The sequence below is a fragment of the Enterococcus sp. DIV1682a genome, from assembly GCF_051711005.1.
Classification (GTDB): Bacteria; Bacillota; Bacilli; order Lactobacillales; family Enterococcaceae; genus Enterococcus_B; species Enterococcus_B hirae.
Map to the genome: position 1 here is coordinate 1,427,351 of NZ_JBIOLT010000001.1, position 13,457 is coordinate 1,440,807.

11 protein-coding genes are annotated in these 13,457 nt (G+C 38.0%); 10 read left to right on the forward strand and 1 reads right to left on the reverse strand.

Going from position 1 to position 13,457, the window contains the following annotated elements; genetic code table 11:
- Positions 1-75 precede the first annotated feature (75 nt).
- Both IGJ23_RS06495 and IGJ23_RS06500 read left to right on the forward strand, forming a co-directional pair.
- Positions 76-411: a PadR family transcriptional regulator gene (locus tag IGJ23_RS06495; protein ID WP_096709139.1), complete on the forward strand. Its 336-nt coding sequence runs from the start codon at positions 76-78 to the stop codon at positions 409-411.
- Positions 392-1,951: a DUF4097 family beta strand repeat-containing protein gene (locus IGJ23_RS06500; protein WP_438777395.1), complete on the forward strand. Its 1,560-nt coding sequence runs from the start codon at positions 392-394 to the stop codon at positions 1,949-1,951. The genes IGJ23_RS06495 and IGJ23_RS06500 overlap by 20 nt, the downstream gene beginning before the upstream one ends.
- Before the next feature lie 145 nt (positions 1,952-2,096).
- Here IGJ23_RS06500 and efbA read toward each other — a convergent pair whose 3' ends face one another.
- Positions 2,097-3,806 (reverse strand): fibronectin-binding protein EfbA, encoded by a 1,710-nt coding sequence (gene efbA / locus IGJ23_RS06505; protein ID WP_010737550.1) that lies wholly within the window; start codon positions 3,804-3,806, stop codon positions 2,097-2,099.
- Between the two features lie 202 nt (positions 3,807-4,008).
- Between efbA and IGJ23_RS06510 the strand changes: the two genes are divergently transcribed.
- The 8 genes from IGJ23_RS06510 to IGJ23_RS06545 all read left to right on the forward strand — a co-directional run bounded on the left by IGJ23_RS06510 (position 4,009) and on the right by IGJ23_RS06545 (position 12,977).
- Positions 4,009-4,653 (forward strand): hypothetical protein, encoded by a 645-nt coding sequence (locus tag IGJ23_RS06510; RefSeq protein WP_438774709.1) that lies wholly within the window; start codon positions 4,009-4,011, stop codon positions 4,651-4,653.
- A 356-nt stretch (positions 4,654-5,009) separates the two neighbouring features.
- A complete protein-coding gene (trpX, locus tag IGJ23_RS06515) occupies positions 5,010-6,050 on the forward strand; it encodes a tryptophan ABC transporter substrate-binding protein (RefSeq protein WP_053766044.1) in 1,041 nt (346 codons plus the stop codon).
- Positions 6,047-6,928, forward strand: coding sequence for an ABC transporter permease (locus IGJ23_RS06520; protein ID WP_010737553.1), 882 nt, complete (start codon positions 6,047-6,049; stop codon positions 6,926-6,928). The genes trpX and IGJ23_RS06520 overlap by 4 nt, the downstream gene beginning before the upstream one ends.
- A 2-nt stretch (positions 6,929-6,930) precedes the next feature.
- On the forward strand, positions 6,931-7,701 hold the full coding sequence (locus IGJ23_RS06525; protein ID WP_438774710.1) for an ABC transporter ATP-binding protein: 771 nt from the start codon (positions 6,931-6,933) through the stop codon (positions 7,699-7,701).
- A 256-nt stretch (positions 7,702-7,957) separates the two neighbouring features.
- Positions 7,958-8,821: a shikimate dehydrogenase gene (locus IGJ23_RS06530; RefSeq protein WP_438774711.1), complete on the forward strand. Its 864-nt coding sequence runs from the start codon at positions 7,958-7,960 to the stop codon at positions 8,819-8,821.
- A gap of 127 nt (positions 8,822-8,948) precedes the next feature.
- The gene (locus tag IGJ23_RS06535; protein WP_063627094.1) at positions 8,949-10,136 is read left to right on the forward strand and encodes an LCP family protein; all 1,188 of its coding nucleotides are present in this window, start codon (positions 8,949-8,951) and stop codon (positions 10,134-10,136) included.
- A 264-nt stretch (positions 10,137-10,400) separates the two neighbouring features.
- Positions 10,401-12,590, forward strand: a complete 2,190-nt coding sequence (gene topB / locus IGJ23_RS06540) for a type IA DNA topoisomerase (protein WP_063627096.1) — start codon at positions 10,401-10,403, stop codon at positions 12,588-12,590.
- Between the two features lie 102 nt (positions 12,591-12,692).
- Entirely contained in the window at positions 12,693-12,977 is a 285-nt protein-coding gene (locus tag IGJ23_RS06545) for a hypothetical protein (protein ID WP_174270245.1), read from the forward strand.
- Positions 12,978-13,457: the final 480 nt, after the last annotated feature.

Below are 13,457 nucleotides of genomic sequence, written 5' to 3' on the forward strand. Positions count from 1 at the left end.
AGGGGGGAAAAATAAGGTAGACTCAAAATAGAGAAAAAGAAAACATGGCAGCATGGATTATGGAAGGTGAAGTTATTGGGAAAATCAAATCAATTTAAAAAAGGTGTATTGGAATTATGCGTTCTTTATTTACTGAAAAATAAGGATCGATATGGTTATGAAATTACCCAATTGGTCAATAAAAATATTCCGCTTACAGAAGGAGCGCTTTATCCAATATTGAGACGATTTGTCAAAGAAGGGTATTGTGTGACCTACCTTAAAGAATCAAAAGGAGGACCTGCACGCAAATACTACCAAATCACTTCACTGGGAAAAGAATATCTGGCTGAGTTAAATAAGGAATGGATGGTGTTTGTAGAAAATGTGGCGTTGTTAAAACAGGAGGAAGATGAGAGAGCAAATGAATGATTTTTTTGAAGTGTTAGAAGGATTATTTTTAGAAAAAGATAAAGAAGCTTTTCTTGAAATAAAAGCAGATCTTTCAAGAGAAATCAAAGTAAGGATGGCAGAAGGAGAATCTTGTGAAGCAATTTTAAAAGCTCTGGGAAGTCCGCAAGAAATTGCTGAAGCTTATTATGAAGACCAGCGCTTAGAAAAAGCGATGAAAGCAAAGCAAGATATAATTGCTGGCGAAGACCTGGTACGTGAATATAAATTGAAGCGTAATTCTTGCTTAAAACGTTGGATGATCAAACTAGGTAAGTTATTCTTGTTTTTGTTCCAAATTTTATTGCTAGTGACTAGTTTCTATTTTTTGATGATGGTGCTATATTATCTGATTTATGAACAGGTTATGATGTGGGGAGCCGTGGCTTCGTCGTTATTTTCGTTATGCTTCGTTATTGTATTAAAGAAACCTGAGCAGGTAAGGAAGAGATTGTTTCTAGTTTATTTTGTGGGAATAGTTAGTTTTTTATGTAACCTATTACTTGTGTTCAATCACAGCTGGGTTTATCAAGGGCAATTTTTGACAAGAGACATAGAACTTAAAGCAAATGCGATTGAGTCGTTGAATGTGTCTTCCACATATCCAGTAGATATTAGTGTAATCCAACTATCCGAAAATGAAACAGCGAAAGTAGAAGTCAAGGGTCATATCAGAAAGCAAGATCAAAAACAGCTATTCAGCATGAGTAGCAGCAAAATGAACATGACCATTGGACACCCAAGATTTTTTGACTGGTCACAAAGTATGGGAAAAGTCGAGGTCGTTTTTTATCTTCCGGAAAATACCAAACATAAATCCCTTCGTTTTAACTTAGAACAAGGAGAAGTAACGTTAAATCATACATATGCAGAAAAGATCAACTTGAAGATGAAAAAAGGACGAATAAGCATAACAGATGTTTATAGTAAAGCAATCCAAATAAACAGCCACTATTCCGATGTTAGTGTCCATCAATTTTTCTCTGAGCTGGCTATAAAAAATAAAGTTGGAAAAACAATTCTTTCTGATGGTCAAGGAAAAATCCGGGTAGTGACTGACAGTGGGGTAATAAAAGTTCTCTCAACGATGAGTGAAAAAATGGAATTGAATAATATCGAAGGAAAAAATATTGTTTCATCAGGAGCGATTCAACGATTGACTGCCCGTAATATGAAAGGGACTACGATTATTGAAAAACAAGCAGGAGACACATCGATAAAAAATGGCTCTGGGAAATTGGTGTTGACGGATTTAACTGGTGGTTTATCGGTAGGAAATGATTCAGGGACGGTTATCGTCAGTCAGCAAGTCCCTTTAGAAGCAACAGTGAAAAGTGCTAGTGGTCATGTGAAGTGGGTGCAGTCACAAGACGTTGTTAGTCGTTTTGATTTAAGTAGTACGTTCGGGGAAATAACTAATCAGTTTAAAGAGCAGACAAAAGACGAGGCGAACACTATAAACATCTCCACTGAAAAAGGCAATATCATGGTCTTAAAAAAGGAACTTGAGGGGAAAAGCTAGATAATAGAAACAAGTGCCTGTTCCAGAAAAATCATCCGATATTTTCTGGAACAGGCACTTGTCATGTTAGCGAATAAAAAGGGGAGTGCTTACTCATCGATGATGGCCAGATGCGATACTGTTGACTAGATTAAATTGCATTACATCAGTTAGTCATCTGTTTCATCTTGTTGATCTTTTCTTCTTCCGGAGTAACAATGATCGTTTTTTGATTTTCATAAATCACATAGCCTGGTTTTGCGCCATTCGGTTTGCGCAAATGCTTGACTTGAACCAAGTCCACTGGTACTTGGGCGGAATGACGGTATTTTGAGAAATAAGCAGCTAATTCAGCGGCTTCAGTTATCGTTTCATCAGATGGCTGGTCACTTTTGATAATGACATGAGAGCCAGGGATATTTTTGGCATGGAGCCAATAGTCTGTTTTCTTCGCCGTTTTTAAGGAAAGTTGATCATTTTGAAGATTGTTTTTCCCTACCAAGATCAACGTACCATCAGTAGAAAGATATTGATCTGGCTGTGAAGGTTTCTTGCGTTTTTGTTTTTTCGAAGATTTCTTTTTTAAATAACCTTCTGCTGTCAATTCTTCTTTGATCACTTCGATATCCATAGGACCAGCAATCTCTAATTGGGACAAGACAGATTCTAAATAATCGATCTCATTTTTGGCTTCTTCGATCTGTTTACCAATCAATTTGACGGCATTTTTTAGTTTTTGGTAGCGATGGAAATATTTTTGGGCATTTTGATTGGGCGTTAATGCTGGATCAAGCTTGATTGTGATCGGCCGATCTTCTTCATAATAATTAGGCAATGTTACTTCATTTGCGCCCCGAGGTACTTGAGCCATAAAAGTAGTTAATAGTTCGCCATCTCGACGATAATCTTCGGCATTTTCCGAATCTTTTAAGGTCTGCTCCCGTTTTTTCAGTTTATTTCTGTTTCGTTTAAGCTCGTTTTCAATCTTGCGGATGAGCTCGCCACCTTGTTGTTTGGCACGGTCTTTTTCTGCTTTTTCTTGATAAAACGCATCTAATAACGCACTGAGAGTCGGGTACATCTTTTTTTGTTGCGTATTTGAGTCAAAGAAACGATAGTTGATCGGCGTAAAATATTCTTTCTCCGCTACTTCATAAAGGCTAGGGGAGAGTTGGGTGTCGATTGCTGTGAAGAATTCTTGCCATACCAACATTTTTTCATTGGGACGTTCTGTTAAGCGAGCCACCAATTCTTGCGCAGTATCAAAACCGATTCCTTGAAATTGTTGTTGGATTCCTTTTGGTGTCAAGTCCATTTGAGAAAGCCGATGGAAGACTTTTTCTTTTTCCTGACTAAAGGGATTCAGCTGGTTTTGTTCAGGTGGAGCAATATAGTCTACACCAGGCAGAAGGGAACGATAAGTATTTTGTGAACTACCAATATGCTTGATCGCATCTAAGATTTTTCCTGATTCTTTATTCACTAAGATGATCGTGCTATGACGTCCCATGAGTTCCACAATTAAAATGATATTTTGGAGATCTCCTAGTTCGTCTCGTTTCGTGAAATGAAAGTGGATCACTCGGTCGTTTTCGATTTGTTCGATCGACTCCAAAATTGCCCCATCAAGATGCTTGCGTAACATCATCACAAAGTTCGGTGGTGTGTCTGGATTTTGATAGTCGATCTGAGTGATCTGGATTCGAGCATAACTAGGATGTGCAGATAAGAGCAAACGCTGATTTTTACCACGTGAGCGAATCACTAATACGACTTCATTTTCGTAAGGTTGGTGGATTTTAGAAATCCGACCAGATAATAGAGTCTCACGCAATTCATTGATCATTGCATGAGTAAAGACACCATCAAAGGACATGGTTCATTCCTCATTTCTTTTCATAAGTAGTTCCATTATAACGAAAAAAACGTAGAAAGACCAATTTACTAAGTAGTTATCAACTGATTTGATCGTAAAAAGGTACTGGATTGAAAAATAATTGATATTCTTTAAATGTATTTTTTTCTATCTACCTCAAACTTAGGTATAATAAAAGAAAACGAAAAAGAAGGTGATCGCTATGTGGAAAGAGATAAGTGAGACCATCAAAGTCAAATACCATCATTTTTTGGCTGATTTCGATACGCATCCACAACGCTATTTTATGCGTTTATTGTTCGTATTCCTTGTTTCACTGGTCATTACGATCACGATGTTTGTCTTTCCTAAAAATATTAGAGAAGCACAGGTGGAGAGCTTAGTCTATGCAGAAATCAATTCTCCTAAGCTTAAACCTTTGAATATCAATGAAGCATCGCAAACAATTGAAGAAAGTAAAGCTATTTCAGTTTTGTTCAGTGTGCCAAGTGGAGAAATGTATCAAGCATTAATGGACATTTTTCATAATCCAAAAAAAATGGCGGAATTGAATCGCCCAATTTATTTTTACCCATTGGTTTATCAGGTCAATGAATTAGAGCAACGCTACGATTTAAAGCAAGAGCATTTGACGGTAATCTTTTTCCAAAATGGCAAAGAAACCAATCGCTTAGTCTATAACGCAAATCAGTTAACTGATTTCCCTACGCAGCTGATTCCCGAATTAAATCGTTTACCATTAGCGAATATCAAGAAATTAGAAGAAGAACTTGGGAAAGAAACGCAAACGACTTCGACTAATACTCAACTGGGAACAGATCTTAATGCTGGAAATAAGACGGAATAAAAAAACAGTTGACGAACATGCTAAATTCGATTAGACTTAGATTAATTATTAAGGAAAGGGTGATCCACAATGAACTTATCAAACCAATTTTTAGCAGGAACAACTCAAGCTTGGCGTAACTGGCGTAGATAAGTTGTATTGATGGCGAACTTTGACCGTAGATACAACTTTTTAGAGTACAAATCTAAAATTTGTATCTATGCTGGACAAGAAATTTGACTACCGCATAGATTCGATCTATGCGGTTTTTTGTATGTAAGAAGACAATTACCGTTGGGGTGATTGTCTTTTTTTGTCAGTTCGTGTCAGAAACCAGACTTGAATAATGATGATTAAAGGAATGAGGGGGAAGAAAAATGAAAAATAAACGTTTGATCACAGTTGTTGCACTTATTATGCTTTACTTAGTAGGAACCTTTATTTATGAAAAAATAACGCCTGCTTCTACTGAATCGAAACCAAAAGAAACGGATCAAACTGTTTCCGTTGGGGTTTTGCAATATGTGAGCCATCCGGCATTAGATGAAATTTACCGTGGGATCAAAGACGGTCTCGAACAATCAGGGCTTGAGGAAGGAAAAAATTTAACAATCTCCTTTCAAAACGGGCAAGCAGATCAAAGTAAATTAGCTACTATGAGTCAACAATTAGTACAAGCTGACCCAGATGTCCTAGTAGGGATCGCTACTCCGGCTGCTCAATCTTTAGCTAATGTAACCAATACGATCCCATTAGTCTTAGGCGCGGTCACAGATCCAGTTGGTGCCGGCTTAGTGAACTCTTTAAAAGAACCAGGTGGAAACATCACAGGCGTATCTGATCAGCCTCCTGTTGAAGCGCAAATCAAGTTAGGCGCTGAATTGTTGCCGAATGCGAAGAAAGTCGGGATTTTATACGCTTCTTCAGAAGATAATTCAAAATACCAAGTAAGCCAAGCAGAAAAAGCGATTCAAAAAGCAGGTTTGACTTCAGTAAAATATGCTGTACCTTCTACGAATGAAATCGCCCAAACTGTCCAAGTGATGAGTCAACAAGTGGATTTCATTTATGTTCCTTTAGACAATACAATTGCTAATGCTATGCAGACAGTGGTAAAAGAAGCCGATAAAGCGAAGATCCCAGTGATCCCTTCAGTTGATTCAATGGTCGAACAAGGTGGCTTGGCAACTATTGGGATCAATCAATATGATTTAGGTGTTCAAAGTGGGAAAATGGCTGCGATGCTTGCACTAGGAAAAGAAAAACCAGCAACGACACCTGTTTACGTCTTTGATAAAGGAGATGTCATCATCAATGAAAAACAGGCGGAAAAATTAGGGATCACGATTCCTGATTCTATAAAGCAAGAAGCTAAAAATGTTTCAGAAGAACCGAAAGACGAGGGGGATGAACAATGATCGTATCAGCAATTTCACAAGGGATGTTATGGGCAATCTTAGGATTAGGAATCTTTATGACTTATCGGATTTTGGATTTTCCTGATATGACGACTGAAGGATCATTTCCATTAGGTGGAGCAGTTTGTGTGACAGCTATCACTCATGGGATCTCACCGGTTTTAGCAACACTGCTTGGCGTTGGTGCAGGCATGCTTGCCGGACTAGTTACGGGGCTGTTGTATACCAAAGGAAAGATCCCAGTGATCCTTGCCGGAATCTTAGTCATGTCTGGATTAAACTCGGTGATTTTATTCGTGATGCGCACACCAAATCTTTCTTTATTGAATCATTCGATTTTACAAGATACGTTCAATGGTCTTCATTTACCTGACTATTTTGATACCGTGTTACTTGGCTTGCTTGCATTAAGTCTCTTGATTGGTGTCTTACTGTTCTTTTTCAATACCGATTTAGGTCAAGGGTATATCGCGACAGGAGACAACGAAACGATGGCTCGTTCCTTAGGGATCAAAACAGATCGAATGAAAATCTTAGGATTGACTCTTTCAAATGGTGTTATTGCTTTATCAGGTGCATTGATTGCACAAAATGATGGGTATGCCGATGTCAATAAAGGAATTGGTGTCATCGTGATCGGGCTAGCTTCTATCATTATTGGAGAAGTGATTTTCCACGAATTAACGTTAGCAGAACGCTTGATTGCCATTGTCGTGGGAAGCATCATCTATCAATTATTGATCCTGATCGTCATTAAACTTGGGTTTGACACAACATATCTCAAACTCTTCTCCGCTATTATTTTAGCCATTTGTTTGATGATTCCTCAGTTAAAACAAGCATTGAAACTTAAAACCGGTTTTGAGAAGGAGGTTTGACCATGACAGCGATCATCACAATTAAAAATGGAAAAAAAGTCGTTAGCAATGGCATGAATGAAGAAAAAGTATTATTAGATGGAATTGATTTGACAATCAATAAAGGCGATTTTATTACGGTCCTTGGTGGAAATGGTGCGGGAAAAAGTACGCTGTTCAACACGATCGCAGGAACATTACAATTAAGTCAAGGGTCGATCGCTTTTAAAGAGCGGAATATCACGAAAGAAACAGAAGAAAAACGGGCTTCTTTTCTTTCTCGGGTGTTCCAGGATCCTAAGATGGGCACAGCTCCAAGGATGACAGTAGCAGAGAACTTGCTTTTGGCTCAAAAAAGAGGAAAGAAAAGACCCCTTCGTCTCCGTAACCTAAAGAACCAAAGAGAAACATTTTATCAATTGTGTCAAGTAGTTGGAAATGGGTTGGAGCAACATTTAGATACGCCAGCTGGGGAATTATCAGGAGGGCAACGCCAAGCATTGAGTTTATTGATGGCGACCATTGAAGCGCCTGAGTTGCTGCTATTAGATGAACATACAGCAGCGCTCGACCCTAAAACTGCCAAAGCATTGATGCAATTAACCAATCGCAGGATTACTGAGCAACACTTGACGTGCTTGATGATCACCCATCGGATGGAAGATGCCTTGAATTATGGGAATCGTCTGATCGTTTTACAAAAAGGACGGATCGTGAAAGATTTGTCTAAAGAAGAAAAAGAGCAATTGTCACTAGCGGATCTATTACAATTTTTTGAAGAAGTGTTAGATTAGTTTTTGATTACTGACTGCTTTTCCTTCTACTTATGCCTATAGTAGATTGATTTGTTTTAAATGAATGAGAAAGAGGCCCCGCTTGTTTGACAATCATGTTGACAAGTTTCTCATACCTCCTTTAAACTTAGAAAGACTCGTCAATCATAGACATAAGAAAAAGCACAAGAAACAGAACTAAACAATCGACCATCTGATGTCTCGTGTCATGTTTACGAGGATTGGATGGTTGTTTTATTTTATAAGGAGGAAAAAGATGATCTCTGGTAAAACAAAACTCACAGGCTTTTTTGCAAATCCTGCTTCTCATAGTCTTTCACCGCTCATGCACAATCTGGCATTTTCACATTGGGGTATTGATGCCGTTTATCTAGCTTTTGAGGTAGATCAAACGAACCTAAGACAAGCCGTTGAGAGTATCCGCACATTAGATATGTTGGGCGTAAATGTTTCAATGCCGAATAAAACGGCTGTCTTGGCATACCTTGATCAGTTAAGCCCTGAAGCGGAATTGATAGGAGCGGTCAACACGATCGTTCACCAGGAGCAACGTTTGGTTGGCTACAATACAGATGGTATGGGATTTGTACGTTCCGTCAACGAAACGGGGCATCCAATCAAAAATCAAAAAATCGTTGTTCTAGGAGCAGGTGGTGCAGCAAAAGCAATTGTCGTACAAATGGCACTAGAAGGCGCACAAGAAATCACGATCTACAAACGTTTGAATGCCACTTTTTTACCACTAAAAGAGTATTTTGCGAAAGTCTCTGAGAAAACAGGTTGTCCCATCCGATTACATGATTATGCGGACGAAAGTCAACTGGCATTAGATTTGAGTCAGGCGAATCTATTGATCAACGCAACTGATATCGGAATGGGAAGCAAGAAAGACCAATTACCGATTGCTGATGTAAAGTTGTTGCATTCGCAATTAGCCGTCTTTGACTTGATCTACTCCCCTAGTGAGACACGTTTGATCCAAGAAGCCAAAAAAATGGGAATCAAAGCCTATAATGGTTTAGGTATGTTGATTCATCAAGGAGCAATTGCTTTTGAACTGTGGACACATCGAGAAATGCCAGTCCAGAACATACGAGAACGATTAGAACAAGAAGTGTGATGCGCTTTACGTGTAATGGCTTGTCTCATTTCGTTATTTTTTATTAAATTGTGGTTCAAATAGCTGTTTTTATCAAGAAGATAGCGTATCCTTTATTTACTTGTACAGATAGCAGGGAGGAAACAAAATGAGTCGGATGGATCGTTATAAGAACATCCATAAAAAAGCAAAACCACTAAAAAAAGAATCAACCGGTTTTTTTAGACGTGAACGTCAAAAGGACAAAGCGTTGAATAATCCAAGAGATGAAGCTACTCGGATCTATCAACCTGATCAGGAATCTTCTTATTCTTCCAGAGAAGGACAAGCTAATGACTATCAAACCCCTTATTCCTATGCAAAAGCAGGAAACAAAAAAGGATTTAATCAAACGAAGAAAAGCTTTTTTAAGAGGAAGAAAGAGCCAAAAGAAGTTCGTCCAAAAAAGAAACGTTCGTGGGGGAAAATCATTCTAGGCATTATTCTATTTTTATTCTTATTTTCAGTCATTTCCTTTTTTGTCGGGAAATCCATGGCAGAACATGATACCAGTTTGCCGAGTGTTACAACGGAATCATTTGATGGTGTACAGTCTTCGAGTGGCGCACATAATATTCTGATATTAGGTAGTGACACTAGAGGTGAGGATGCTGGTCGTGCAGATACGATCATGGTGTTACAGTTAGATGGACCTGCTCATAAACCAAAATTGATCTCATTTATGCGTGATAGTTTTGTAACAATTCCAGGAGTTGGTCAAAATAAGATCAATGCAGCTTATGCTTATGGCGGTGCTGATCTGGTCCGTCAAACCATCAAAGAAAATTTTGGACTTGATTGCCAGTATTACGCAAAAGTCGATTTTAAATCGTTTGAAAAAGTGGTCGATGCATTGTTTATGAATGGTATCAAGATCGATGCAGAGAAAGATTTGAATCTGGATGGTGTCGATATCAAAAAAGGTGTCCAAAAAATGGATGGTCATACACTTTTACAGTATGCACGTTTTAGAAAAGACGAAGAAGGCGATTTTGGTCGAGTAAGACGGCAACAACAAGTCATGAATACGATTTTTAGTCAGCTAAAAAATCCCCTAAACTTGATTCGTGCCCCTTACGCTGCCGGAAAAGCCATTGGTTATACCTCAACGGATGTTTCATCATTCTTTATTATCAAAAATCTCTTGTCGATTGCTCGAGGTGTCGGTGGTGTGGATCGTTTAAGCGTGCCTGTTGAAGGTTCATGGAACTTCGGAAACAGTAGTTATGCCGGAAGTATTTTGGTGATCGACAATGACGCCAATCGTGCAGCAATCAGTGATTTTTTAAGTAAATAAATGGAAGAAAAGAAATAGGAAGTTACTCTCTGTAATCATCTATTTCACTTCGTTTAGGTAAAAGTCCTCCATTTTTAATAGGTGGACGATGCAACACTTTGGATTTTCACCAATTGTAAAAGCTAAGTTCATAAAACGACTGTTAGACAAGGGTCTTCAGTCGTTTTTTTCTTTTGAAAAAATAGTTTTTGGGTTGTCATATGCGAATGTTTGTTCCATAATAAAGAAGTCTGTTCTAAGACTGAGAATCATGGAGGGGATAAAATGAAAACTGTTATACTGGCTGAAAAACCTTCCCAAGCAAAAGCTTATGCTGAAACATTTAAGAAACGAATACGTCACGAAGGGTATTATGAGATCGTTGATCCGTTGTTTAGTGGGGAAGTAACGATTACTTATGGATTCGGTCACTTAGTGGACATGGTCCCTCCTGGTGCATATGAAGAACGCTGGAGTAAATGGTCCTTGGCTAACTTACCAATTTTCCCAGAAACCTTCCGCTATGAAGTGCCGAAAGAAAAACAAGCACAATTTTCAATCGTCAAAAAGGAATTACAATCAGCAGATACGATCATTATCGCCACAGACGGAGACCGTGAAGGAGAAGCCATTGCTTGGTCGATTATCATTCAAGCACAAGCCTTCTCCAAAAGCAAAAAGTATCAGCGTTTGTGGATCAATTCGCTGGAAAAAGAGGCGATTTATGAAGGCTTTAAAAACCTTCGTCCAGGCGAGAGCTATTTTCCTAAATATAAAGAAGCGAAAGCTAGACAGAATGCGGATTGGTTGATCGGGATGAACGGGAGCCCCTTATACAGTCTCTTACTGCAACAAAAAGGGATCGATGGCAGCTTTTCTTTAGGACGTGTCCAAACGCCAACCTTATATATGATCTATCAGTTACAAGAAACGATTAAAAACTTCAAAAAAGAACCATACTATGAAATAGAAGCGACGATCAGTTGTGATGATGGTCGGTTTACAGGGAAAATCGATCCCAAGCAGAATTTTAAAACCCTCGAAGCACTACATCAAGCAATTGAAAAATCAGGCGCGCATCTAGGGAAGCAATCAGGACAGATCTTGTCGGTGATTAAAAAAGAAAAACAACTAAGTAGTCCACGTTTATTTTCTTTATCTAGCCTCCAGACAAAAATGAACCAATTGATGAAGGTGAGTGCCAAAGCGACATTAGATGCTGCCCAAGGGCTCTACGAAAAGAAATTTTTAAGCTATCCTCGGACAGATTCTACTTACATTACTGAAAATGAACATCACTACTTGGTGAAAAACCTAGTACGTTATAAAGATTTTTTAGGGATCAGCAGCGTAGAGACTCCTGAAACATGGTCGAAAAAAAGATATGTTGATGCGACAAAAGTCCAAGAACACCATGCAATTATTCCAACAAAAACGATACCTTCCAAGGAACGTTTTGCGCAATTATCACGTCTGCAACAAGCCATCTATTTACAAGTAGCGAAAACGACTATGGCAATGTTTGCCGAAAATTATGTATATGAAGAAACAACGATTTATACTGGTGTCCAAGAACTTCGCTTAAAAAGTACAGGGAAAATCCCAATCAAAAAAGGGTGGCAAATGATCTTGGCAACCAAAAGCAAGCAGAAAGAAGTCCAAGTATTACCAGATGTGGTAAAAGGTCAGGTGGTCGGCGTTGATCTGAAAAGTATTCAAAAAGAAACACAACCACCAAAACCATACAATGAGGGAACACTGATCACTGCGATGAAAACGGCAGGGAAAACATTGGATGATGAAGAAGCACAAGAAATCTTAAAAGAAGTTGAGGGAATCGGAACAGAAGCGACTCGGGCCAATATTATTGAAAATCTAAAGCAACGTCACTATATCGAGGTCACTAAAAATGAAATCACTGTTACGGCTAAAGGAATCACTCTTTGTAAAGCGGTCGCTCAAGAACCTTTGTTGACTAGTGCGGAAATGACTGCTCAGTGGGAAGGATACCTCAAAAAGATCGGTAACAATGAGGGCACACCCGAAGTCTTTTTAGCAAATATCAAAAAATTCATCCTTCATTTACTCGAATCCGTGCCAAAACAACTGACTTCAGTCGATTTATCTGAAGAAATCACTGGAACGCGCCAAATCAAAGCGCTGGAGAAGAAAAATGATCAACTAGGCAGATGTCCAAAGTGTAAACAAGGGATCGTCATGTTGTATCCAAAAGTAGCAACTTGTACCAATGCTTCTTGTGATTTTAAACTTTGGCCAACGATTGCAAAGAAGAAGCTGACGAAAACGATGATGCGGGAATTATTGTCTAAAGGTAAGACTAGTAAAGTAGTTAAAGGGTTGACTGGCAAAAAAGGGAAGTTTGATGCGGTACTAGAACTAAAAGCAGATTATTCGATCGGTTTTTCTTTTCCGTGGATGGAAAAATCAGGAGAAAAAAATAAAGAAGAAAAATAATTATTCCGAAAAGTGTTGGTTTATTTATCCAAAAATAACATACGATTTATAAATAAGGAGTTTAAACGTTTGAAAAAAGTTCATTCATTGTTAAATTATTTGATGGGAACGATCACGATCGTTGCTGTTTATCAAGCATTATTGAAATATCCAGAATATGGTACGAAATTATTGTCTATCACGAAAGACCCTACGGCTTACTCACCTACACTGCTACTATCAACACTAACAGCTGGAGCGAAAAGTGCCACATACTTTTTACACAAAACAAGTAGTCTATTGAAACGAAAGAAACAACGTAAGCAATTACTGATGGTCATCGCAGCACTAGTAATCATTTACTTTCTACCCGTATTGACACAATTATGGCATCAGTATTTTGGTTGATTACCGGAAATAAACCACATTCACAGCTATAATAGAGCTTGATGATTCACTTTTAAATTTCTTTATCATAAAAGTATCATGATAAATTAGTAAAATATATAACTAAAGATCTTAGAACACATTTGTGTTTTAAGATCTTTTTTTATTGGAAATGCTAGGTTAAGTCCGTTTATTATCAAGGAATTAAGCTCACTTACTTATAACAATAGTGAATATGTCGGTTATTGATTTGTTAGTGATTATAAGATTTGAACATTAGATGTTTAAGAATGAAAATTGTCGTTTTAGACAAGTTAACAGCTAAAGCTCGAAGAAGTGGGTACGACAATTCAAAAATATTAGAGAATAACAAGTTATTTCTTGTGGTGCTTTTTATTTCTATTTATGGAAATTAATGGATTATTTCTCACTAATAATAATTATAAAATAAAAGCGCATTAAAAAATCTTTTGTTTCGACAAAATCTTATATGCCAGATAT

Excerpts from the sequence above, each read along its gene's own strand:
- IGJ23_RS06530 (WP_438774711.1), top strand. The coding sequence starts at position 7,958 with ATGATCTCTGGTAAAACAAAACTCACAGGCTTTTTTGCAAATCCTGCT.
- IGJ23_RS06525 (WP_438774710.1), top strand. The coding sequence starts at position 6,931 with ATGACAGCGATCATCACAATTAAAAATGGAAAAAAAGTCGTTAGCAAT.
- topB (WP_063627096.1), top strand. The coding sequence starts at position 10,401 with ATGAAAACTGTTATACTGGCTGAAAAACCTTCCCAAGCAAAAGCTTAT.
- trpX (WP_053766044.1), top strand. The coding sequence starts at position 5,010 with ATGAAAAATAAACGTTTGATCACAGTTGTTGCACTTATTATGCTTTAC.
- IGJ23_RS06500 (WP_438777395.1), top strand. The coding sequence starts at position 392 with ATGAGAGAGCAAATGAATGATTTTTTTGAAGTGTTAGAAGGATTATTT.
- IGJ23_RS06520 (WP_010737553.1), top strand. The coding sequence starts at position 6,047 with ATGATCGTATCAGCAATTTCACAAGGGATGTTATGGGCAATCTTAGGA.
- IGJ23_RS06535 (WP_063627094.1), top strand. The coding sequence starts at position 8,949 with ATGAGTCGGATGGATCGTTATAAGAACATCCATAAAAAAGCAAAACCA.
- IGJ23_RS06545 (WP_174270245.1), top strand. The coding sequence starts at position 12,693 with ATGGGAACGATCACGATCGTTGCTGTTTATCAAGCATTATTGAAATAT.
- IGJ23_RS06510 (WP_438774709.1), top strand. The coding sequence starts at position 4,009 with ATGTGGAAAGAGATAAGTGAGACCATCAAAGTCAAATACCATCATTTT.
- efbA (WP_010737550.1), bottom strand. The coding sequence starts at position 3,806 with ATGTCCTTTGATGGTGTCTTTACTCATGCAATGATCAATGAATTGCGT.